Source organism: Pseudoalteromonas sp. P1-11 (genome assembly GCF_001399995.1).
In the GTDB taxonomy this organism is placed as follows: Bacteria; Pseudomonadota; Gammaproteobacteria; order Enterobacterales; family Alteromonadaceae; genus Pseudoalteromonas; species Pseudoalteromonas atlantica.
Map to the genome: position 1 here is coordinate 244,885 of NZ_LJSP01000004.1, position 22,798 is coordinate 267,682.

Below are 22,798 nucleotides of genomic sequence, written 5' to 3' on the forward strand. Positions count from 1 at the left end.
AAAATCATGATCTTACATTGATTTGCAGTGTTTATCTTGACGATTAATTTTACTCATCAGAGGTTAAGTATACGTGCTCTTGAGAGTAAGCAAGCATCATAGCGCTAGATGTATCAGCACTATAGGCTTGTTGTAAACTTTTTTGTAAGCGCTCGTAAATTTCGGGGGTGTTCATTAAAATATTGATGGTTTTTATTACTTTTTCGCCAAGCTCTGACTTACTACATGCAAAGTAGCCATTAACAAATTCTGGAAATTCAGCTATTTCACGACTATCTATTTGTGTTAGTTGCTCACTGGTGAGTGCACCAAGTACGTTAACCTCGTAATCAACAATCATGTCTATTCTATTATGGATGAGAAGTTGAGGCAGTTGAGAGCTGGTATCTTCTGAGCTTATCGCTGCAATTTGCTCATTATACTTTGTTAAAACAGGCTCAAGTTTTTGATAACTCGTTCCTGAGTCTACGGCAAGGGTAAAGTCTTTTTCTAGTAGTTGAGCAACAGAGACTCGTTCAGGAAAGTTTTGTAAGGTGCGTTTAAATGCGTATATTTTTCGTTGCTCGTAAATAGAGGTTGGTATATTTGAGAACAAAATATGTTTTTCACGCTCGGGCGTTTTTATTATATCGTAGCTGCACACTGCTTCATTACCCATAAGCCGCTTGATTAAACGTGCTTGGTTGGTCCACTGCAATTTAGTATTAATTGTATGATTGAGCAGGCTTTCGAACGTTTTATCTGAGTTTAAAAAGCCATCACTAGACGCATTCGCTCTAGAGAGTAATGTAAGTGGTTCATTTGCATGGCTCAATGATGATATAAGCAGTACATGCAAGATAATCAAAAATTTAGTAAATACAGGCATAAAACTTAGTGTAAATGTTCTAAATATTTTTGTCATAAAAAAAAGCCCAAACGGGCTTTTTTTAAGTTAAAACATTAAGGCATGTTTTATTTTTAACGCGCGTTAGTGCTTTCAAAGATTTTATCAGCAGAGGCTGCAACAAACCCCGTGTAAAGCTCGCCATCGGCTTTAGGGTATCTAATGGCAAACTCATAAAAACAGCTAGGGATGCGCAGGTCACCGTCGCTGAAGGTGACAGCGTAATCATCAGCAAGCGTTGATGATTGCTCTAATAATACCTCTGGTGAGCCTTTTACTTCGCCGCCTGATGTATTTAGGGCGAAGCCTGCGTCTTTAAGTGCTTGGTTAACATCCTGAATATTATCAAACTTAGCAAGCATATTAATATTTACAGTAAAGTGGTTTGCACGGTAGCCCCATGCCGACATCCACGCTGCGTACTCACTTTCAGCAAGTAACTGCTGGTATGTGTCGCTACTTACTTGCCAATGGGTACCTGAGTATAAAAAGTTATCGGCAGTTACAGCACTTTCATCTATTTGCTCTACCATATCTGTGACAATAGCTTGTAACTCTGGCGAGCACTTTTCAACTAATAGCTCAGAAATAAATACTTTAGGTTGCTTAGGGTCGCTATGCTCGTAGTGTTTAGCATAGAGCTTTTTAGCTTCAAAGTGGTATTCACCACACTCTGTATAACCAAGTGCTAAAAAGTGCGCGGCTAGTTTTTCTAGGCCTACTTTTTCAATATTAAAGGTCCGCAGCGCAATATGGTCGTTAATAATGTCATCTTTTTGCGTTGAGCCTAATAAATCATGAATTTTATCTGCCGAGGGGGTAACGGCTAAATAGTTATCCCATAGGTTTTCAAATAATGTATTTACGTTAGTGTGCATGTTAAATCCTTAAATTGGGTTATTCACTTATTCAATTACTAAGCCTGGCGCTAAAGTTTGTGGCAGGTTTACCTTATCGGCCTCAACTGATGCTACAGGGTAGGCACAATAATCAGCGGCATAATACGCACTGGCTCTGTGGTTACCACTTGCGCCTATGCCACCAAACGGTGCTGCACTAGAGGCACCCGTAATAGGGCGGTTCCAATTGACGATGCCGGCACGAATGCGCTTTAAAAAGTGGCTGTAGTCATCTTCGTTATCGCCAAGTAAGCCTGCTGATAAACCAAAGCTGGTGTTATTAGCCTCTGCTATTGCGCTGTCAAAGTCGTTGTAGCGATACACTTTTATAAGCGGGCCAAAGTGTTCTTCATCGGCCATGTTGGTAATGTTAGTTACATCAATAATACCTGGGCTTACAAACCCAGTGCCTGCTTTTAGCTGCTTAAGCTCAACAAGTATTTCGCCACCACTTGCAACTAATTCATTTTGCGCTGCAACCATGCCTAAGGCGGCTTTTTCGCTGATCATGGCACCCATAAATGGTTGATCGCTTGCAAAGCTGTCATCAACAACAATGTTTTTAGTTGCGCTAATCAGTTTTTCTAAAATAGCATCGCCATTGAGCGATTTCTCAATAAACACGCGGCGTGCACAAGTACAGCGCTGGCCAGAAGTAATAAAGCCCGATTGAATAATATCGTGCACTGCAGCGCTTACATCGGCTACATTTTTAACGATTAATGGGTTATTACCGCCCATTTCAAGCGCTAATATTTTACCTGGGTGGCCTGCAAACTGTTTATGTAATAAATGGCCGGTGTTTGAGCTGCCGGTAAAAAATAAGCCGTCTATGTTTTGATGCGAAGCAAGAGCTTTACCTGTTTCTACTTCACCTTGCACTAGGTTAATAACACCTGCTGGTAAGCCTGCTTTTAACCAAAGTGATAAAGTAAATTCAGCAACGTGAGGAGTTAGCTCAGACGGTTTAAATACCACGGTGTTACCCGCTAAAATAGCCGGTACGATATGACCATTAGGTAAATGCCCAGGAAAGTTATACGGGCCAAATATAGCCACAACGCCGTGTGGTTTATGGCGTATAAAGGCTTTAGCACCCGGCATTGGGTTTTCAGTGGTGCCGGTACGCTCGTTGTACGCTTTAATCGAAATGGCCACTTTACCTGTCATAGCGCCTACTTCTGTGCGTGTTTCCCAAAGAGGCTTGCCGGTTTCGCGCGCTATAATGGCTGCAAATTCTTCGCTGTGCTCTTTTAATTGTGCTACAAAGTTTTCAAGTATGGTTATACGCGACTCAATTGGCCTCTCTGCCCATTGTACTTGTGCGGCTCTAGCTGCATTGATTGCAGCATCTACTTGCTCAGCTGTTGCGCTATTACCTTGCCATACAACTTTGCCGTTACTCGGATTAACAGAGCTAAAAGCGGGGCCTTGGCCTGAATGCCATTGGTTATTTATAAGGTGTGTGTTCATATTTGTTTTACAGGCGGAAAAAACGCGCTGCATCTCCTTGGGATAAATTAAGGGCATCAGCCACTTCTTGGCTTATTACTAATGTGTGCTTAGCGTGGTTATAGTGGGCGTGCTGGGTAAAGGTTGCTCTAAACCCACTTACACCTTGATTACAAACGGCTAAAGTATCTGAGCTGTGCTGGCTAATATGTTCCAGCTCGCCAATAGTAATAGGGCATACTTGAGATTCACGAATACTTCGAATATTACCAAGCTTGGCTTCTACCGTTGGGCCTGCATCAAACAAATCAACGTAGCCACGGTGCTCAAAACCTTCTTTTTCGAGCAGTTTAAGTGCGGGTTTAGTTTTTTCATGCACGTTGCCAATCACTGCTTGGGCTTTTTTACTGAGTAAGTTTACGTAAATAGGGTATTTAGGCATTAACTCACTAATAAACACTTTATCGCCAAGCCCCACTAAATGATCGGCCTTGGGAAACTCAATACTAAAAAAGTGCTCTTGCAGCCACTGCCAAAACGGTGAATGACCATCTTCGTCACTTACGCCGCGCATTTCAGCAATCACGGTATCGGCAAAGCGTTCGCTGTGCTGCGCCATAAATAAAAAGCGTGAGCGTGATAAAAAGCGCCCGGTTAAGCCTTTACGGCTGTTTTCGCGCAAAAACAAAGTACATATTTCAGAGCATCCGGTGTAATCGTTACACATGCTTAAAATATCAACGGTGTTATAAACATTAAGTGTAGGCGAGTGGTGTACTGTTTTACCTAAATGGTAATGATAAAGCGGCACCGATAAGCCAACAGCGGCTTCTATGGCGGTTGTGCCAATAACCTCACCTGTTTCACTGTCTTCTAAAACAAATAGGTAGCTTTCATCTAACGGCTGATTGATATTTTTAGCAAAGCTTTTTTCGGCGCGGTCTATTTTGTCTTTTAATAGCTGGTCGTCCACCGGAAGTGAGGTAAACCCATGGCCCGATTCAATCGCAATTTGCTTAAGTGCAGCAAAGTCTTCAGTGGTAATAGGACGTAATACTTGCATTTATTACTTGCTCCAACAGCGCGCCCTAAGGCGCGCTTAATTAAATTAGCCGTTTACTACGTCGCTTACTGCTTTTTCAAAGCGTGCTAGGCCTTCTTTAATATCTTCAAATGGAATAACTAAAGAAGGGGTAAAACGAATAACATTCATGCCTGCAACAAGGTTCATTAAACCATTGTTAGCACTGGCAACTAAAAAGTCACGTGCACGGCCTTCAAATTTATCGTTTAATACCGCACCAATAAGTAAACCTTTACCACGTACTTCGCTAAATACGTTGTATTTTTCGTTTATTGCATTTAAACCATCGCGAAATAGTTGTTCACGCTCTTTAACGCCGTTGAGTACATCCGGTGTGTTTACGGTGTCAAATGCAGCTTCTGCTACTGCACAAGCTAGTGGGTTACCACCGTACGTAGAGCCGTGCGTACCAACTTTTAAGTGCTCTGCGATATGAGTACGAGTGATCATAGCGCCAATAGGAAAACCACCGCCTAACGCTTTAGCTGTCGTTAAAATATCGGGCACTACACCTAAACCTTCGTAAGCGTATAAATCGCCAGTGCGGCCAACGCCTGTTTGTACTTCATCAAAAATTAGCAGTGCATTGTGCTTGGTACATAACTCGCGTACTTTTTTAGCAAATTCATCTGTTAGTGAAATAATGCCGCCTTCACCTTGTAGTGGCTCCATCATTACGGCACATGTTTTATCACTGATAAGTGCTTCAAATGCTGCAATATCGTTGTAATCACAATGCATAATGTCGCCAGGTTTAGGGCCAAAGCCATCAGAGTAAGCAGCTTGTCCGCCCACCGTTACAGTAAAAAATGTACGGCCGTGAAACCCTTTGTTAAAGGCAATAATTTGTGATTTTTCTTCGCCGTGTTCGTCAAGTGCAAAACGACGAGCAAGCTTAAGAGCCGCTTCGTTGGCTTCTGCGCCTGAGTTTGCAAAATACACTTTATCTGCAAATGTCGCTTCAACCATTTTTTGTGCTAAACGCAGGGCTGGCTCATTAGTCATCACATTTGATAAGTGCCAAATTTTCTCGCCTTGCTCTTTTAAAGCAGATACAAGCGCTGGGTGACAGTGGCCTAAACAGTTAACGGCAATACCGCCTGCAAAATCAATAAACTCATTGTTATTTTGATCCCACACACGTGAGCCTTCGCCGCGCACTGGAATAACTGCCGACGGATTGTAGTTTGGCACCATTACATCGTTAAATAAGTCTCTTGTTACTTGCATTATGTACACCTAAAAATTGTGAATATTGAATAAAGATTAGCAAAATAAAAACGTTAGCGTTTTCTTCGCTAGGTAATTTTTGTTATTAAGCACTATTATCGAAGGTTGTAGGTTAAATTTGCAGTGCTATTTTGTGAAAAATGATTACAATAAAAGTCAAAATAACGAAATTAATAAGCAATATGATAACTCCACAAGACGAAAAGCTACTTTCAATTTTAAAAACCAATGCAAGAGCCAGTATTTCTGACTTGGCACGCATGCTTAATTTATCGCGCTCTACAGTGCAAAGCCGTATGTTAAAACTTGAAGAAACAGGAGTTATAAAAGGCTATAGCGTAGATTACGGTGAAGACTATTTGACCAGTATGGTCTCGGCTCATGTATCTATAAAGGTGATGCAAAAACTCACCACTAAAACCAATTTAGAACTTAAACAAATTGATGCTATTTCCCAGCTTTATGCCATAAGTGGGGAGTTTGACTTAATTGCTGTAGTGCAAGCGCAAAACTTAGAAAAGCTAAGCCATTTACTTGATGATATAGGTAATTTAGACGGGGTAGAGCGCACAACATCCTCAGTGATTTTAGAAACAAAGTTTAAGCGTTAACACAATTTATTATAACGTTTCTGCGTTTGAACTATATAAAGGTACGCTTTGCTAAGATGACAAATGTTTAGATATATCCGCATTAATAAATATTAGCTAAACACGCTAAATAGAATTGTATTGGCTAATTTATGTGGTAAACTATTGAACGTTTAAATAGCATTATCAAATGCTTTTATAACAGGGATTTAACAAACAACGGAATGGATTGTAATACGCCTACCTTTGTAAATTTTTATAAACATTACTCATAAACTATCTGCTGCATACAAGATGGATGTCTTGCATTAAATGGAAGTAGCATAATCGCGTCATTAGGGACAAATGATGAAAAAAACTATATTACTGATCTTTTCAATTGTATTTATTGGTTACTACTTAACGGCTAAAGCTAGTCAGTATGCATTTAATAAGCATATAGAAGTTAAAACGTATAGTGATTTATATTATAAGCTTGAAACAGCTGAAGTTAGCATAAATGAAATTATAATCGGAGCTTCGGAGTTTTCGTTAACTATGTGCGGTGATAAAGTTTATCAAGAAGCTATGGGAAGCTCTACAGAAGGTTGTAATGACCAATTTCTATCTGCAAAAAATAAATGTGCCAAATATTTAATAAAAACATCTAAGCAGTACTATAAAAGCAAAGAAAAGGTTTCCTTACTTACAGAGCGATTTATTAACTGTGTAAGTTAGCATACCTGAAGATAAAGTCATTTCATGCAATCTTTTGCTTATTGACTATACTTGTTATAGTTCAAATAATTATTTAGCAATGGATTATGCCCACAACGTTATTTTTTGCACTTTTAACTTTAACTGAACCCTTAAAATTTGGTACCAATGTATCGCTTACAACACCAGATAATGCGGTTAACCAAGTGCAATGTATTTTACACAATATGGATATGCCATTTGAGTTGCAATCGTTACCTTGGCTGAGGGCTCGTCGCGAGGTAAAACTAGATAGGTTGGATGGGTATTTTACAACACATTTAACCTCTGAGATGAGCCAGTATGGTAAGTTGTCATCACCTATTTACCTAGAAAATTGGTACTGGTTTACTCATCCCGATAGCGTTAATAAAGACCCGAAAAAATTACGTTATGGTGTGGTCCATGGCAGTTATCAGGCTAATTGGTTTAAAACGCAAAATATTACCTCGTTAGTTGAAGTAAACTCGCTAGAAGAAATAGTAAACGTACTTCACCATCATAGAGTAGACAAAGTATTACTTGATTTAGATGATTTTAATAATGCTGCCGATCACTTAGGTATTGACGCATCTGCCTACCCGCGCTCATTTTATCGTTATGTGCCATTAGGGGTTTTTGCTGCTAATAAGCTTATTAATTCGCACCCTTCTTTTTTAGAAAAATTCGACGAAACGATTCCTCAATGTGCCCCTGCACCGTTTTATTTATCACAGGGCGAACAAGTACAAATACTAAATACGTTGTTAGAGCCAATAAAGGCGTTAATTTCACAGCCCATAATTATCGATGCCGTGGCGCAAAGTAACCATATAAAGCTGACTAACAAAGCGCTTAAACTCGCTGACGAGCTTTGGATAAAAGAAGTTAAAACACATCAACATGATTTAGCTAAAAATATGCTATTTACTGATGCTTCATTATATTTAAAACAATGGCAAAGGCAGTTCAAAGGCATAATTACCGAAATTATAGTGACAGATAAGCAAGGTAAAAATGTGGCTATAAGCAAAATCACCAGTGATTATTGGCAAGGGGATGAGAATAAATTTAGCCTCGTATACCAGCAGTCTTTAGTGTATCGCTTTGACAGTGTTGAATATGATGCTTCAACACATCATTTTCAGGTGCAATTAAGTCTACCGATAAAAAATGCCAAGGGCGATCATATTGGCGTTATTATTTTGGGAGTTGATGTAGAAAAAGCGCTGCACTCATTTAATAACAACGCATTAAATTAATAGCGTGAGCAGCGTCTTATTAAAGCCCGCGTGTATAGCAAAATTTTGTGTAGCTATTTATTTACGGCAGTCTTTGGCGCTTGTCTGATAACGGTTTTTTGTGCTTCGTTTAATTTAATAACGTAAGCATTTCCTCCTACCAGCCCTTTGAATTCTTCATCGGTAAAAATAAGCGTATTATCATCATAAAAGGTGATCGCTTCTTTTTGCGTAACAATACCTAAATCGATTCGAGACACATCACCAGAAAAAAACTTGTCGCCTTTAAAGTTTTCGAACAGCCAAATACTTGTAGAATCAAGTAACACAAGTTTAGTCCTATCAGGGCTAAGAGCAGCGGATGTGATCCAACAGAGTTTTTCTAAAGTTGTACATGTTTTAAATGAATCAATTAACTGTGCATCAAAATTGGCTGCATGATCGCCCACTTTATAAACATTGGTTATGCCATCGAAAGGTTCTGTTCTATTTTTGGTAAATAAATATAAATGGCGTTTGTACTCTACAAAGGCCTCTAAATCAAAGTTGCGTTTGTTAGGGGTAATGGGAGTGCCATCCATTTCAGGATAGGTAAACTTAATAATTTCGGCTTCGGTGGTCTCTGTTTTTATGTCTATTGGGTTTTCTATTTTATAGATAGTTAACCACTTTCTATCGTTTTTATTATTGCCAAAATCACCTAAGAAAAAATGACCAAATTTATTTTGCGTCATGTCTTCCCAGTCTATATTTTTAGCATTCGTAACAAGGATTTCTTTTTCAATAGCGCCATCTTCGCCTAGGCGATAAAGTTTTGGGTCGTCACCGCCATCATTAATCGCCCACAAGCACTTTTTTTTATCAAACTCAATGCCTGAAATTTCTTTTAATTTAGGGTCTACTGATAATTGCTTTTTACTATAAAGGGTATATACAGAAAGGCTTACAAAGGAGGCAAGTGCAATAAATACAATTACCGTAGTAAATAAAATGCTTTTTTTCAACATGAAATTTTTGGTATTTCAGAGACGTAAGATGCTGTGTATTATTACTTAAGCACACTGATAACGAAAGAATTTTATAGGTTAGTGTGAACCTTTATATGATTTTTTGCTCAATATATTAATAATGAAAAATGATTAAGTTGGTTTAATACTTGCTGTACATTAGTTTGTCATTAATAAGCGAAAATTTTTATCGTAATCGCACCTTATATGTGCAGCTAAAAACTTTTTTGCACTGTAATAATGCGTAAATAAAAATTTGTTTAAATTACCCGCGTTTAATGATGTTTAAATGCACCCCACATCGCCCTTTAAAGTGTTGTATCGGCCCTGTGGCAAAGATTAAGTACCCATTTTGGTTTAGTTGGAGCCTACTATGTTGAATAAACGTTTTTTCAAAACAAAAAATGAAGCTGAAGTTACCTTTGAGTTTACCCACCCTGATGCAGAGCAAGTAAGTTTACTTGGCGAATTTACCGATTGGCAGCCGGTGCCTATGAAGCTTAATAAAAAAGAAGGGGTCTTTAAATGTAAGCAACGCTTGCCAGTTGATCAGCAGTTTCATTTTCGTTATTTAATTAATGGTGATATTTGGGATAACGACCACCAAGCAGATGACTACCTACCTAATACATTTGGCACAGAAAATAGCATAGTGAACACTCAACGCATAAATTAAGGCGAGTAAATGGACGCACTTTCGCAGTTGTTTTATCTGCACGGTATCGGTTATGAGTTTACTAAATACACGGGCGAGAAGGTTATATTTAGCGAAGACACGCGCAAACGTGCCTTACAATGTTGTGGTGTAAATACCGAAGATGAACACCAAATAGCACAGCTTAATTATCAATTAGATGTTGCGCCTTGGTTAGAGTTAGCACCCGATACCAGCTTAGTGAATTTAACTGATAACCTTTTTTATATTCGTATAGATGAGCGTCAACGTGATTTATCTGTGGCGATAACGTTGCCAAAGTTAAACGTAACCTATGAGCGTGCTAACTTACATAATTTGGCTATTACGGGCGATTACTATGTACATGGCGTGCGTTATATTGAAGTAGCAGTGCCTTTAGGGGCTATTCCGGTAGGTTATCATCAGGCGTTGGTTAGTGTAGGGGAGCAAAGCAAAGAGATTCAATTGTGGGCCACCCCAGAAAAAGTTTTTCAAGTAGATGATACTAAGCGCACTGGGCTTTCGCTGCAGTTGTACACAGTTAAAAACAAAGCAGGCCTAGGTGTAGGGGATTTTAATGATTTACTAGAGCTATGTGATTTATGTGCACAGCAGCACATGGACTACATATTACTCAACCCGTTACATTTGCTGTTTGCACAGCAAAGTGAGCGAGCCAGCCCCTATAGCCCTAATAGCCGTGCGTTATTAAATCCTTTGTACATTTGTGTTGAACTATCAGCTGATGCTAAAAACAATCCACAATTAGATGCTTTGTTACACAGTGATGAGGTAAAAGCGCTTTTTAACAGCAATGAACAGTTTATAAATTATGAAAAAGTAAGCGCAGTTAAATATACATTATTTAAAGCGCTATTTAGTCATTTTGAAGCACATGCCAGTGCTTTACGACGCGATGAGTTTGCACAGTTTTGCAAACAAAACGCCCAGACCCTAACTACGCTGAATTCAGCCAATCCTACCTTTGATTACTACTTACAATGGCAGGCTAAATTACAATTAAGCCATTGTCAGCAGCACTGTTTAAATAAAGGCATGGCAATAGGTTTAATTAATGACCTTGCTGTTGGCTGTGCAGGTGATGGCGTTGAGTATCAATCTCAGCAATCACTTTTTAGTGATAATGCCAATGTTGGCGCGCCGCCAGACCCTTGGGCACAAGCGGGGCAAAATTGGGGGCTGCCTGCGCTTAACCCGCAACAATTAAAAAATGATCACTTTGCCTTTTATCGCTCACTTATTAGCGCAAACATGCAAGGCGTTGGCGGTTTGCGCATTGATCACGTTATGGCACTAAGGCGCTTATGGTGGTGCTTTGAAAGTAACCATACACAAGATGGCTGTTATGTTTATTACCCTTTTGAGCACTTATTGGCTATTTTAAAAATAGAGTCTCACCTTAATCAGTGCATAGTAATAGGTGAAGACTTAGGCATAGTCCCGCCCGAGGTAAAACACGCACTTGCTGTAAGTGGTATTTATTCAAATAGCTTATTTTATTTTGAAAAACAACATGATGGTGAGTTTTTACCGTTACAAGAATTACCTAAGCATTGTTTAATTATGATAGCGAATCATGACGTACCGCCATTTTGCGGCTGGTGGCAAACAGATGATTTAGATATTAAACGCCAGTATCAGCTTATTGATGATCAGCAGTACCAACAGCAATTGCACGAACGACAACAAGAAAAACAACGATTACTGCGTTTTATACAGTTACATAGCGCAGAGCAACTTAGCGAAACTAGCGATGCTATGTGCGTTTACGGTGAACTTGCCAAAGCACTTGCACACAGTGAGACCCGTTTATTTACACTTCAGCTTGATGATTTAGATAAACAAACGTATCCGGTGAATATACCCGGTACTAATACCGAATACCCAAATTGGCGCCGTGTTTTAACTCATTCAAGCAACGCTATTTTTAAAAATAATGCCAGTACCTTGGCTGCAGTTAATTCAATAAGGAAAGGATATGAGTAGTACCGCACCAAAGGATTCATTACAGACCCATTACGACGCACAGGTAACTGCACTACAAGGCGGCAGATTTAAAGACCCTTTTAGTTTTTTAGGGGCACATGCTTATAAAAATGGCTACGAAATACGCGTGTATTTACCCGAGGCTAAAAATGTAAATATTATTATTAATGATAAAAAAGTTATTGCTAAGCGTTATAACAGTAGTGATTTATTCATTGCAACAAGCAACGAAATGCCCACGCAACCTTATAAGTGTAACGTTGAATATGCAAACTCAGCATTATGTTTTTACGATGAATATAGCTTTGCAAGCAGCCTAGATACAGATGCAATGTATTTATTTAACGAAGGCAGTTTAGAGCATGCATATAAACATTTAGGCGCACACTTTATTAACCAACAAGGGGTTGATGGAGTGCGTTTTTGTGTGTGGGCGCCTAATGCAGCCAGTGTATCTGTTATTGGCGAATTTAACCTTTGGCAAGCTAATCGTCATTATATGCGTTTTCATCCTGCGTGTGGTGTATGGGAGCTTTTTATCGCAGGGCTTCAGCCCGATACCTGTTATAAATTTTCTATTGTGACACAGCAAGGCGATGTGCTTGAAAAAGCAGATCCGTTTGCCTTTAAAATGCAGCAAGCTCCGAGTACGGCCAGTGTGTTACAACAGCAAGCAACGCCTATTTCGCTCAGTGATAGCGAGCTTAAAAATCGTCAAAAGCGTAACCATATAGACGCGCCGGTAAGTATTTACGAAGTGCACTTAGGGTCATGGCAAAGGGCTGAAGAAAACCGCTATTTAAGCTATAGCGAACTTGCCGATAAACTGGTTAATTACACGCTTGAAATGGGCTTTACGCATATTCAATTAATGCCAATAAGTGAATATCCGTTTGATGGCTCTTGGGGCTACCAGCCAGTGGGATTGTTTGCACCAACTAGTCGCTTTGGTGATTACAGCAGTTTTAAATACTTTGTTCAGCAGTGCCACAAAGCAAACTTAGGCGTGCTACTTGATTGGGTGCCTGGGCATTTCCCTAGTGATCCGCATGGTTTACACCACTTTGATGGCACGCATTTATTTGAACATGCCGATATTCGACAGGGCTTTCATCCTGATTGGAATACCTATATTTATAATTACGACCGCCCGGAGGTTAAAAGCTTTTTAATCTCTAATGCGATGTATTGGCTAGAGCAATTTGGCCTTGATGGACTGCGCGTAGATGCGGTGGCTTCAATGCTTTATTTAGATTACAGCCGCAAAGAAGGTGAATGGGTAGCCAATTGTTATGGTGGGCGAGAAAACCTGGGCGCTATTGAGTGCTTAAAGCAGGTAAATTTGCGTAGTTATAAAAACAACCCGGGCATTATGATGGTGGCTGAAGAGTCGACCGCGTGGCCGGGAGTCACTCAAAGTGTTGATCACAATGGCTTAGGCTTTGGCTACAAGTGGAATATGGGGTGGATGAACGACAGCCTTCATTACATGCAACATGACCCGCTTTATAGGCAGCATCATCATCACGAAATGACCTTTTCTATGGTGTACGCATTTAGCGAAAATTACATTTTACCGCTCAGTCATGACGAAGTTGTACATGGAAAAGGTTCGCTAATTGAAAAAATGCCCGGTGATGATTGGCAAAAATTTGCCAATTTACGTGCGTATTACGCATTTATGTGGGCGCATCCAGGTAAAAAGCTGCTGTTTATGGGCGGCGAAATAGCACAGCGAAAAGAGTGGGATCACAATCATTCTATTGATTGGCATTTGCTAGAACATAAAAGCCACCGCGGTATACAAAACACTGTACAAGCGCTTAATACTGTTTATAAGCAGTCGCCTGCACTGTATGAACTCGACTCAAGCCCTGCGGGTTTTGAATGGATAGATAACAACAATAACGAGCAAAGTATATTTAGTTTTGTACGTTATGCTAAAAATGCCCACGACTTTATTGTAGTAGTGGCAAACTTTACGCCTGTTTCTTATCAAGAGTATGAAATTGGGGTACCCGCAGCGGGTAAATATAAGGTTATTTTAAACACCGATGATGACGCTTTTTTTGGCTCAGGTATTAAAGTAACAGCAAACAAAAACGCCACGGTTAGTAGCGTTAAGGCAAGCGTTCATGGCTTTTCGCATAGCATTAAAATTGCAATGGGCGGGTTAACGACTATTTATTTACAAAAGGTTGAAGATGAGTAATCGATTTGAGGTTTCACATGGGCAACCACAGCCACTTGGCGCAACTATTAGCAGTGGCGGCGTTAACTTTAGCTTGTACGCACCTAAAGCAACACAAGCTTATGTGTGCTTATTTGATAAAAGTGGGCACTCTGAAATATTAAAAGTAACCATGCATATCAACGAAGGCGGTATATGGACAGCCCATGTAGCGCCCTTAGCCGAAGGCGCATTATATGGTTATCGCGTAGAAGGGGAGTACAGTCCTGAAAAAGGCCTGCTGTTTAACGAGTACAAATTGCTGATTGACCCTTATGCAAAAGACTTATTTGGCGAATTTACATGGAGTGAGCGCCACTATGGGCAAATGCCTATTGGCACGAAAAGCACCGTTAATAATGCCATTGATATACCTAAATCACGGGTTATTAATAGCCTGCCTTATAAACAAAAAAAGCCGAATCATAGCTGGTCTAATACCGTTATTTATGAGTGCCATGTAAAAGGCGCCACGTGCCGACACCCTAATATCCCTAAAAATTTGCAAGGCAAGTTTTTAGGCTTAAGCCACCCTAGCTTTATTGAGCATTTGCATAATTTAGGGGTTACCGCGCTAGAGCTGCTCCCTGTACATGCTTTTATAAGTGAGCAGTTTTTAACAGCAAAAGGGCTGCAAAATTATTGGGGCTACAACACACTCAACTTTTTTACTCCGCATAAAGATTATTTAGTTGATGATGACATTAACGAATTTAAGCGCATGGTTAGCGAGCTTCATAAAGCGGATATAGAGGTTATTTTAGATGTGGTTTATAACCACACCGCAGAAGCGGGCGCCGATGGGCCGATTTTATCGCTCAGAGGGCTAGATAACCTAGCTTATTACCGGACGGTGGCTGATAAGCCACAGGTGTATATAAACGATACCGGCTGTGGTAACACCATTAATATTGATCATCCTAAAACCTTAAAGCTGGTACTTGATAGCTTACGATATTGGGTGCAAGTAATGGGAGTAGACGGATTTAGGTTTGATTTAGCCACCATTTTAGGGCGAAATGCCCATGGTTTTAATAGCGCCCATGCGTTTTTTCAAGCCATTGAGCAAGACCCTGTATTAAGTCGTGTAAAGCTTATTAGTGAGCCCTGGGATATAGGGCCAGGTGGCTATCAACTGGGGGCTTTTGCTGCACCTTGGCGAGAGTGGAATGACCAATACCGAGATGTAATACGCCGATTTTGGCAAAGCGAAGAGGGCGTTATTGCAAATGTAGCAAAACGTATTCATGGCTCATTTGATATTTTTGAGCACAGCCAGCGCGGGCCGCTAAACAGTATTAATTTTATTACCAGCCATGATGGTTTTACGCTTGCCGATTTGGTGAGTTATGAGCACAAACATAATGAAGCGAATGGCGAGCAAAATCGCGATGGCCACAGCGCTAATCATTCCACCAATTGTGGTGTTGAAGGATTTACTAATGATGCCAAAATTATTGCCCTGAGGCTGCAGCAACAAAAGAACTTTTTACTTACGCTAATACTCTCAAAAGGGGTGCCTATGATTGCCTCAGGCAGTGAAATGGGTCACTCGCAAGGGGGCAATAATAATGCGTATTGTCAAAATAACCGCACCAGTTGGTTGGCATGGAAAGACTCGCAGCTAAATCATTCACTAACCCGATTTATTGACGATGCACTAAAAATAAGGCGTGGTCACAGTGCGTTTAAACACAGTGTGTTTTCAGAAGATATTGACGAGCGCTTTACGGTTAAATGGTTTACCGAGCAAGGCGTAAAAATGACCAACGAGCATTGGCACGAGCCACAGCGCCAGTTTTTAATGTATAGCTTGTTAGATAAGCAAAATAAATACGCCTTATTAATCATTTTAAATGCGAGTAAAAAAACAGTTTTTTGTAAGTTACCCCCATCGCCTATCGCGGCGCAATGGGAGATGGTTTTATCAAGTGTACATAACGCATCGCTAAGCAGTAAAGAGGATGCAATAGTCGAAATTTCAGCACAAAGCAGCTGGGTTTTTAGTGCAAATTTAGAGGACGAAGGTCATGTCTAAGCAAGACGAAAATGTGTGTGTGGTAAAAGGGTGGCAAGAAGGCCCTGTAATTGATGAAAGCACTTTAAAAGATGATTTAACTCGGCACTTTTATTACAGTTTAGGGCGTGACAAAGTTGGTGAGTCGCAACTGTATTTATATCATGCGCTTGCGCTGACAATCAGAGATCGGCTGGTTGCACGTTGCAGAGAAACCAAACAACAAATCAAGCAAGAAAAACGCCGTAAAACAGCTTACCTATCGCTAGAGTTTTTAATGGGTAGAGCACTTGGTAATGCAATTTTAAATCTCGACTTAGACGAGCAAGTCTCCAATGCACTGCAAGAGTATTGCACCACAATTGAAACCGTAGCCCAGGCAGAGCACGATGCAGGGCTAGGTAATGGTGGCCTTGGGCGTTTAGCTGCCTGCTTTTTAGATAGTTGTGCAAGCCTTGCGCTTCCCGTGGTTGGTTACGGTATTCGCTACGAATACGGTATGTTTAACCAATCATTAAAAAATGGCCACCAAGTTGAGCAACCCGATAACTGGCTTCGTGAGGGGCACCCGTGGGAGCTTGCCGCGCCTGAGCAATCACAACGAGTGAAGTTTTTTGGGCACGTACAAAGTTATACCGATAAACATGGGCGCGAACACCGTCAATGGGTTGGTTGTCACGACGTATTAGCTGTGCCATATGATGTGCCTATTCCTGGTTATAAAAACGACATTGTTAATACGCTAAGGCTATGGAAATCAGAAGCGACCGACGAATTTAACTTAACCGAGTTTAATGCGGGGAGTTATTCAGAAGCGGTAGCGCAAAAAAACCTAGCAGAACAAATCACAATGGTGCTTTACCCAAATGACAGCAGTGAAAATGGTAAAGAGCTTAGATTGCGCCAACAGTACTTTTTATCATCAGCGAGTATTCAAGATATCGTATCGCAATGGGTTGAACAATACGGCGAAGACTTTAGTGACTTTGCTGCACATCATGTATTTCAATTAAACGATACGCACCCAAGTATTGCCGTGGCAGAGTTAATGCGCATTTTAGTTGATGACTACGAGCTTGATTGGGATAACGCGTGGGAAATTACAACCAGCACAATGGCTTACACTAACCACACGCTATTGCCAGAGGCATTAGAAAAATGGTCAGTGCCGCTTTTTGCGAAACTATTGCCGCGAATTTTAGAAATTATTTATGAAATAAACGCCCGCTTTTTAGCGCAAGTGGCACAGCATTGGCCAGGCGATGCAAGTAAACAGCGCGCGCTTTCGTTAATTGAAGAAGGCGACGTGCCGCAAATACGTATGGCTTATTTAGCGATTGTGGGTAGCTATTCGGTAAATGGTGTGGCCGCACTACATACCGAACTTTTAAAAGAAGGGCTATTTAAAACCTTTTACGAGCTTTGGCCTAACAAGTTTAATAATAAAACCAACGGGGTTACGCCAAGGCGTTGGTTAGCACACTGCAACCCGGCCTTGAGTCATTTAATTACAGAAAAAATTGGCTCAAGATGGGTTAGCGATTTTGCAGATATAAGCCAATTACGCCGCTACTTCGACGACACCGCATTTCATCAGCAATGGCAAAATGTTAAACGCGAAAACAAACAACGTCTCGTCGATTTGGTGAAAGAGCGCTGTGGTGTTGATTTTGATGTAGAGATGATGTTTGACGTACAAGTTAAACGTATTCACGAATACAAACGCCAGTTATTAAATGTACTTCATGTTATTCATTTATATGACCGTATACGCCGAGGCGATACCACAAACTTAGTACCACGTTGTGTGCTTTTAGGGGGTAAAGCTGCCCCTGGTTATTACATGGCTAAAAAAATAATTAAGTTAATTAATAACGTAGCTGAGTTTATTAATAAAGACCCACTTGCAGCGCCTTATTTACGAGTTGCGTTTTTGCCAAATTATAATGTAACCGCCATGGAAACTATTTGCCCTGCAACCGATTTATCAGAGCAAGTATCGACCGCAGGTAAAGAAGCATCAGGCACTGGTAACATGAAGTTTATGATGAATGGTGCGCTTACTATTGGCACGTTAGATGGGGCGAATATTGAAATTAGAGACGCTGTTGGCGCTGATAACTTCTTTTTGTTTGGTGCCCAGGCTCATCAAATTGATGATATTAAATCGCGATATAACCCTTCACATTTAATAGAGCAAAACAGCGACCTAAGCCATGTAATGCAATTACTCGAAAGCGGGCAATTTAACCTGTTTGAGCCTAATTTATTTGACGACATTATTAATGCTATTAAAAGCCCTCACGATCCGTGGTTGGTTGCACATGACTTTGAAAGCTATGTGGCAGCGCAAAAGCAGGTAGAGGCTGCGTATCAAGACCAAACGCATTGGACGCAAATGAGTATTTTAAATACGGCCGCAAGCGGCATATTTTCAAGCGATAGAACCATAAGCCAATACAGTGAAGATATTTGGCACCTAACCCCCCTAACTATTAGTGAAACAGACTTACACGCAACTACGAGCCATGCCACTAAGAGCACAGACTAAACGGAGAGAGTATTATGCCTAGTTATGCAAATCGTTACATAAGTAGCTTAACCCGAGATACGTACGCGTTAATACTGGCTGGTGGACGCGGCTCACGCTTACACGAATTGACAGATTGGCGCGCAAAGCCCGCTGTTTATTTTGGCGGTAAGCACCGTATTATCGATTTTCCATTATCAAATTGTATCAATTCGGGTGTGAGGCGTGTAGGCATAGCCACACAATATAAATCGCACTCTTTGATTCGCCATGTTAATCGCGCCTGGGGCCATTTTAAAAAGGAGCTGGGGGAGTCGGTTGAAATTTTACCCGCATCTCAGCGTAATGGTGATGAGTGGTATTGTGGGACTGCCGATGCGGTTTTTCAAAACATGGATATTATTCGCCACGAACTGCCAAAATATGTGATGATTTTGTCAGGCGATCACGTTTATCGAATGGATTACGGCGCTTTATTAGCCGAGCATGTGCAAAAAGGCGCCGACATGACAGTATGTTGCCTTGAAGTACCTGTTAAAGAGGCTGCAGATACCTTTGGGGTAATGACCGTTGATGAAAAAAATCGGGTATGTCGCTTTGATGAAAAGCCTTCGATCCCCAGCTCTGTCCCTGGTAAGCCAGGTACCTGCTTAGCCTCTATGGGCAACTATGTGTTTAATACTGAGTTTTTATTTGAGCAGCTAAAAAAAGATGCTGAAAATGAAGGTTCTGGCCGCGACTTTGGGCACGATATTATTCCGGCAATTATAGAAGAGCACAGTGTGTATGCGTTTCCGTTTAGAGATACCATGCAAGAAGGGCAACCTTATTGGCGCGATGTAGGAACGTTAGACTCGTTTTGGGAAGCCAATATGGAATTGGTAATGCCAGAGCCACAGCTAGATCTATACGATCCAACCTGGCCTATTTGGACCTATCAAGAGCAGTTGCCACCGGCTAAGTTTATTTTTGATGATGAAGATAGACGAGGTATGGCGGTAGACTCAACGGTATCAGGAGGGTGTATTGTATCGGGCTCAGTGGTTAGAAAATCACTGTTGTTTTCAAACGTGCACGTGCGTTCATTTTGCGAAATAGAGCAATCAGTAATTTTACCCGGAGCTCTCATTAATCGTCATTGTAAAATTAAGCGAGCCATAATTGATCGAAGCTGTGAAATACCCGCAGGGCTTGAAATTGGCTACGATAGAAAAGCCGATGAAGAAAATGGCTTTAGGGTATCTAAAAAAGGCATCGTATTAGTCACCCGTGATATGCTCACGGAACTTGCTAAAAAGCTTGAACGTCAAGCACACGAAAATAAAAAGTTCGCTTAAAATCGGATGCGAATAACAAAGGTTAAGGAAGTAGTAAATAAATGCATGTATTAATGGTTGCCGCAGAAAACGATGCTCTACCAAACGCTAAAGTGGGTGGGGTAGCAGATGTAGTCAGAGATGCCCCAAAAGCACTAGCAGCACAAGGCGTGAGCGTAGATGTTGTTATTCCTGATTATGGGTTTGAGCAACTGCAACGTGAATATATAGGTGATGTCACTGTTATATTTAGAGCGCAGCCACAGGTATTATCTTTATTTAAAATAAGTGATGACAACACACACATTAATCAATTTGTTATTTCGCACCCACTGTTTAGCCAATCGGGTTCGGTGTATTGCAATGACGAACCCGGGCGACCTTTTGCTACTGATGCAACAAAATATGCATTATTTAGTGCCGCTCTATGTGAAGCGCTGCTACAGGGTTTAATAACGCGCCCTCAAGCACTGCATTTACACGATTGGCATAGCGCGTGTGTCGCCGTATTATTAAAATTTGATAAACGCTACGATACCCTCGCTAATTTACATATTGCCTATACAGTTCATAATTTAGCACTGCAAGGGATCAGGCCTTTTAAACACGACGACTCGAGTTTAGAGGCTTGGTTTCCTTCGTTAGGTTATAACGGGCAACATTTGTGTGACCCTCGTTACCCACACTGTTTTAATCCTATGCGCAGTGCTATAAATTTGGCAGATAAAGTTCATTTAGTCTCACCTACTTACAGTACCGAGGTACTAAAGCCGAGTAATTATCAGCAAGGTTTTTTTGGTGGAGAAGGCTTAGAGCTTGATTTACAAAATCAATCGGCTCAAGGCAAGGTGGTGGGAATATTAAATGGCTGTGAATACCCTGAGAAAAACCCTGAGCAGGTTACTTTATCGCTCTTGTATGAGCGTATTGAACATACTTTATTTAACTGGATGGCAAAACATGAGCAGCTTGAAACGAGCTACTATGTGGCGCATCAGCGCATGCTGCAGTTTAAAAACACGCCAATAGATGGGCCCCTCGTAACAAGTGTTGGCAGGCTGACCGAGCAAAAGGTATTATTACATTGCCAACAATACGGTAATGCATTAGCGCTTGATAACGTGTGTGAAATAATTAACCGTTTTAATGGTCGTCTTATTATTTTAGGCTCTGGTGACAAAGCCCTTGAAAGCATTTTCACCAAGGCCATGGCACGCAATGCAAACTTATTGTTTTTAAAAGGTTATGGGCAAGGTATTGGCGATAGCCTATATGAGCTTGGGGATTTATTTTTAATGCCAAGCTCGTTTGAACCATGCGGAATTAGTCAAATGCTTGCTATGCGCGCAGGGCAACCTTGTTTAGTACACAGTGTTGGCGGTTTAAAAGACACCGTAAGCCACAACAACAATGGCTTTGCATTTTCTGGCGGCTCGTTGAATGAACAAGTTGATGGGTTAATGACATGCTTGACTGAAACCCTTACGCTAAAACAGCAAAATCCTAAGCAATGGAGTAACATTACAGCTAATGCTAAAGGAGCACGTTTTTCGTGGGAAACGGTCGCTGCTGATTATATTTCAAGCATGTATTGCTAAATCATTAAAATTAAACGCAGTAGAAGTGACATTTATACCTATTTACGCTATTAATTACTTAGTTTGAGTATATAAATAAGAAGTAGGTAATGTGTCTGTATTTGTTGCAAGGCAAGCAATATTCAATCGTAAGCAAAATGTAGTTGCTTACGAGCTTTTATTTCGTAATAGTGGTGAAAACTTTTTTCCCGATATAGAAGAAGGTCAAGCAACTGCTCGCCTAATAATGGAAAACCAGCTTAATTTAGGCACACGCCACATCACCTCAGGTAAAACGGCACTGATAAATATAGGCCCAGACTCTTTAAAGCACAATTTATGTGACTTTTTACCCTGTAAAGATGTGGTCATTGAGCTGTTAGAAACCATTGAACCCACCGATGATAACTATCAGCTTTGCAGAGAGCTTTTTCATAAAAACTATAAACTCGCATTAGATGATTTTGTTTATAACGAGCAATGGGAGCGATTTTTAAAGTTTATTAAGCTAGTAAAGTTTGATATTGCGCAAACGCCTTTATCAGATATTGCTGAGATTGTAGAAAAACTAAAACAGCATAAAAAAATAAAAATATTAGCAGAAAAAATAGAAACCCAAGCCGATTATCACCAAGCACATAAAATGGGGTTTGATTACTTTCAAGGCTACTTTTTTGCCAAGCCCACAATACACGAACAGCAAGACATTGATTATAACTATGCGTTAGTTGTGGCTATTTACGCGCAAGTAATGAAACCAAGCCCAGATATAAAGCAAATTAGTGCGTTATTTGAAGCCGATGCGGCCTTGGCTTATAAGCTTATGCGGCTAATTAACAGCGGTGTTTTTCCTATTCAGAGTAAAATTTCATCTATTAAGCAGGCGTTAGTGTATTTAGGGCATGAGCGTTTAAAAAAGTTTGTTAGTTTAATTGTTACCGCGCACACCGCGGGTAAAAAGCCAGCAGAACTAATGCAAGTGTGTGTAGTTAGAGCACGCTTTTGTGAGCTAATAGCAAAGCAGGTGTCTAAATCGTTGGCGGGTGAGGCGTTTTTAACCGGCTTGTTTTCGTTACTAGATGCCATACTCGATCAACCTATGAGTTTATTAGTCGAAAAATTACCTTTTCCTGATGATATTAAAGCGGCATTATTAAACGAAAAAAACACCCTATATTATATTTTAAATGTAGTACAAGCGTACGAAACAGGTAGCTGGTGGACATTAGAAAAAGCCGTTATATTACTTAATGTTAAAAGTGATGTGCTGCCAGGGTTATATAATCAAGCCGTAGATTGGGCAGATAATTATAAAAATAATAGTTAAAGGACAGTAACCGCT

General features: G+C 40.5%; 17 protein-coding genes. 11 read left to right on the forward strand and 6 right to left on the reverse strand.

From position 1 onward, the window contains the following. Window positions 1–49: 49 nt before the first annotated feature. Genes AN390_RS09295 through AN390_RS09315 form a run of 5 tightly spaced genes read right to left on the reverse strand, consistent with a single transcriptional unit; the run spans window position 50 to window position 5,551 of the window. Entirely contained in the window at window positions 50–904 is an 855-nt protein-coding gene (locus tag AN390_RS09295; protein WP_055254066.1) for a transporter substrate-binding domain-containing protein, read from the reverse strand. A 56-nt stretch (window positions 905–960) separates the two neighbouring features. Next, entirely contained in the window at window positions 961–1,764 is an 804-nt protein-coding gene (locus AN390_RS09300) for a DUF1338 domain-containing protein (protein ID WP_055254068.1), read from the reverse strand. Between the two features lie 27 nt (window positions 1,765–1,791). After that, window positions 1,792–3,258 carry a succinylglutamate-semialdehyde dehydrogenase gene (gene astD, locus AN390_RS09305; protein ID WP_055254070.1) on the reverse strand — a complete coding sequence of 489 codons (1,467 nt, stop codon included), beginning with the start codon at window positions 3,256–3,258 and terminating at the stop codon, window positions 1,792–1,794. Window positions 3,259–3,265: 7 nt separating this feature from the next. Continuing rightward, entirely contained in the window at window positions 3,266–4,300 is a 1,035-nt protein-coding gene (gene astA, locus AN390_RS09310; protein ID WP_024031782.1) for an arginine N-succinyltransferase, read from the reverse strand. Window positions 4,301–4,345: 45 nt separating this feature from the next. Beyond that, entirely contained in the window at window positions 4,346–5,551 is a 1,206-nt protein-coding gene (locus AN390_RS09315; RefSeq protein WP_055254072.1) for an aspartate aminotransferase family protein, read from the reverse strand. A 182-nt stretch (window positions 5,552–5,733) separates the two neighbouring features. On the opposite strand from AN390_RS09315, the gene AN390_RS09320 reads away from it, so the two are divergent. The 3 genes from AN390_RS09320 to AN390_RS09330 all read left to right on the forward strand — a co-directional run bounded on the left by AN390_RS09320 (window position 5,734) and on the right by AN390_RS09330 (window position 8,117). Then, on the forward strand, window positions 5,734–6,162 hold the full coding sequence (locus tag AN390_RS09320; protein ID WP_004586440.1) for an Lrp/AsnC family transcriptional regulator: 429 nt from the start codon (window positions 5,734–5,736) through the stop codon (window positions 6,160–6,162). A gap of 324 nt (window positions 6,163–6,486) precedes the next feature. After that, window positions 6,487–6,858: a hypothetical protein gene (locus AN390_RS09325; RefSeq protein WP_162231848.1), complete on the forward strand. Its 372-nt coding sequence runs from the start codon at window positions 6,487–6,489 to the stop codon at window positions 6,856–6,858. Window positions 6,859–6,944: 86 nt separating this feature from the next. Next, entirely contained in the window at window positions 6,945–8,117 is a 1,173-nt protein-coding gene (locus AN390_RS09330) for a hypothetical protein (protein WP_055254076.1), read from the forward strand. Between the two features lie 53 nt (window positions 8,118–8,170). On the opposite strand, the gene AN390_RS09335 is transcribed toward AN390_RS09330, so the two are convergent. Beyond that, the gene (locus AN390_RS09335; RefSeq protein ID WP_055254078.1) at window positions 8,171–9,103 is read right to left on the reverse strand and encodes a hypothetical protein; all 933 of its coding nucleotides are present in this window, start codon (window positions 9,101–9,103) and stop codon (window positions 8,171–8,173) included. Between the two features lie 373 nt (window positions 9,104–9,476). Between AN390_RS09335 and AN390_RS09340 the strand changes: the two genes are divergently transcribed. From AN390_RS09340 to AN390_RS09375, 8 genes are all read left to right on the forward strand, one after another. After that, complete coding sequence (locus tag AN390_RS09340; protein WP_004586437.1) at window positions 9,477–9,779, forward strand: isoamylase early set domain-containing protein; 303 nt, start codon at window positions 9,477–9,479, stop codon at window positions 9,777–9,779. Window positions 9,780–9,788: 9 nt separating this feature from the next. Continuing rightward, window positions 9,789–11,786, forward strand: coding sequence for a 4-alpha-glucanotransferase (malQ, locus tag AN390_RS09345; RefSeq protein ID WP_055254080.1), 1,998 nt, complete (start codon window positions 9,789–9,791; stop codon window positions 11,784–11,786). Continuing rightward, window positions 11,779–13,998 carry a 1,4-alpha-glucan branching protein GlgB gene (glgB, locus tag AN390_RS09350; RefSeq protein WP_055254082.1) on the forward strand — a complete coding sequence of 740 codons (2,220 nt, stop codon included), beginning with the start codon at window positions 11,779–11,781 and terminating at the stop codon, window positions 13,996–13,998. Before malQ ends, glgB begins: the two co-directional genes overlap by 8 nt. Further along, window positions 13,991–16,054 carry a glycogen debranching protein GlgX gene (gene glgX / locus AN390_RS09355; protein WP_055254083.1) on the forward strand — a complete coding sequence of 688 codons (2,064 nt, stop codon included), beginning with the start codon at window positions 13,991–13,993 and terminating at the stop codon, window positions 16,052–16,054. Before glgB ends, glgX begins: the two co-directional genes overlap by 8 nt. Then, window positions 16,047–18,584: a glycogen/starch/alpha-glucan phosphorylase gene (locus AN390_RS09360; RefSeq protein ID WP_055254086.1), complete on the forward strand. Its 2,538-nt coding sequence runs from the start codon at window positions 16,047–16,049 to the stop codon at window positions 18,582–18,584. Before glgX ends, AN390_RS09360 begins: the two co-directional genes overlap by 8 nt. A gap of 14 nt (window positions 18,585–18,598) precedes the next feature. Continuing rightward, window positions 18,599–19,900, forward strand: coding sequence for a glucose-1-phosphate adenylyltransferase (gene glgC, locus AN390_RS09365; RefSeq protein WP_055254088.1), 1,302 nt, complete (start codon window positions 18,599–18,601; stop codon window positions 19,898–19,900). Window positions 19,901–19,941: 41 nt separating this feature from the next. Continuing rightward, window positions 19,942–21,477, forward strand: coding sequence for a glycogen synthase (locus AN390_RS09370; protein WP_055254090.1), 1,536 nt, complete (start codon window positions 19,942–19,944; stop codon window positions 21,475–21,477). Window positions 21,478–21,568: 91 nt separating this feature from the next. Beyond that, entirely contained in the window at window positions 21,569–22,783 is a 1,215-nt protein-coding gene (locus AN390_RS09375; RefSeq protein WP_055254092.1) for an EAL and HDOD domain-containing protein, read from the forward strand. Window positions 22,784–22,798 lie beyond the last annotated feature (15 nt).

Excerpts from the sequence above, each read along its gene's own strand:
- AN390_RS09295 (WP_055254066.1), bottom strand. The coding sequence starts at position 904 with ATGACAAAAATATTTAGAACATTTACACTAAGTTTTATGCCTGTATTT.
- AN390_RS09300 (WP_055254068.1), bottom strand. The coding sequence starts at position 1,764 with ATGCACACTAACGTAAATACATTATTTGAAAACCTATGGGATAACTAT.
- astD (WP_055254070.1), bottom strand. The coding sequence starts at position 3,258 with ATGAACACACACCTTATAAATAACCAATGGCATTCAGGCCAAGGCCCC.
- astA (WP_024031782.1), bottom strand. The coding sequence starts at position 4,300 with ATGCAAGTATTACGTCCTATTACCACTGAAGACTTTGCTGCACTTAAG.
- AN390_RS09315 (WP_055254072.1), bottom strand. The coding sequence starts at position 5,551 with ATGCAAGTAACAAGAGACTTATTTAACGATGTAATGGTGCCAAACTAC.
- AN390_RS09320 (WP_004586440.1), top strand. The coding sequence starts at position 5,734 with ATGATAACTCCACAAGACGAAAAGCTACTTTCAATTTTAAAAACCAAT.
- AN390_RS09325 (WP_162231848.1), top strand. The coding sequence starts at position 6,487 with ATGATGAAAAAAACTATATTACTGATCTTTTCAATTGTATTTATTGGT.
- AN390_RS09330 (WP_055254076.1), top strand. The coding sequence starts at position 6,945 with ATGCCCACAACGTTATTTTTTGCACTTTTAACTTTAACTGAACCCTTA.
- AN390_RS09335 (WP_055254078.1), bottom strand. The coding sequence starts at position 9,103 with ATGTTGAAAAAAAGCATTTTATTTACTACGGTAATTGTATTTATTGCA.
- AN390_RS09340 (WP_004586437.1), top strand. The coding sequence starts at position 9,477 with ATGTTGAATAAACGTTTTTTCAAAACAAAAAATGAAGCTGAAGTTACC.
- malQ (WP_055254080.1), top strand. The coding sequence starts at position 9,789 with ATGGACGCACTTTCGCAGTTGTTTTATCTGCACGGTATCGGTTATGAG.
- glgB (WP_055254082.1), top strand. The coding sequence starts at position 11,779 with ATGAGTAGTACCGCACCAAAGGATTCATTACAGACCCATTACGACGCA.
- glgX (WP_055254083.1), top strand. The coding sequence starts at position 13,991 with ATGAGTAATCGATTTGAGGTTTCACATGGGCAACCACAGCCACTTGGC.
- AN390_RS09360 (WP_055254086.1), top strand. The coding sequence starts at position 16,047 with ATGTCTAAGCAAGACGAAAATGTGTGTGTGGTAAAAGGGTGGCAAGAA.
- glgC (WP_055254088.1), top strand. The coding sequence starts at position 18,599 with ATGCCTAGTTATGCAAATCGTTACATAAGTAGCTTAACCCGAGATACG.
- AN390_RS09370 (WP_055254090.1), top strand. The coding sequence starts at position 19,942 with ATGCATGTATTAATGGTTGCCGCAGAAAACGATGCTCTACCAAACGCT.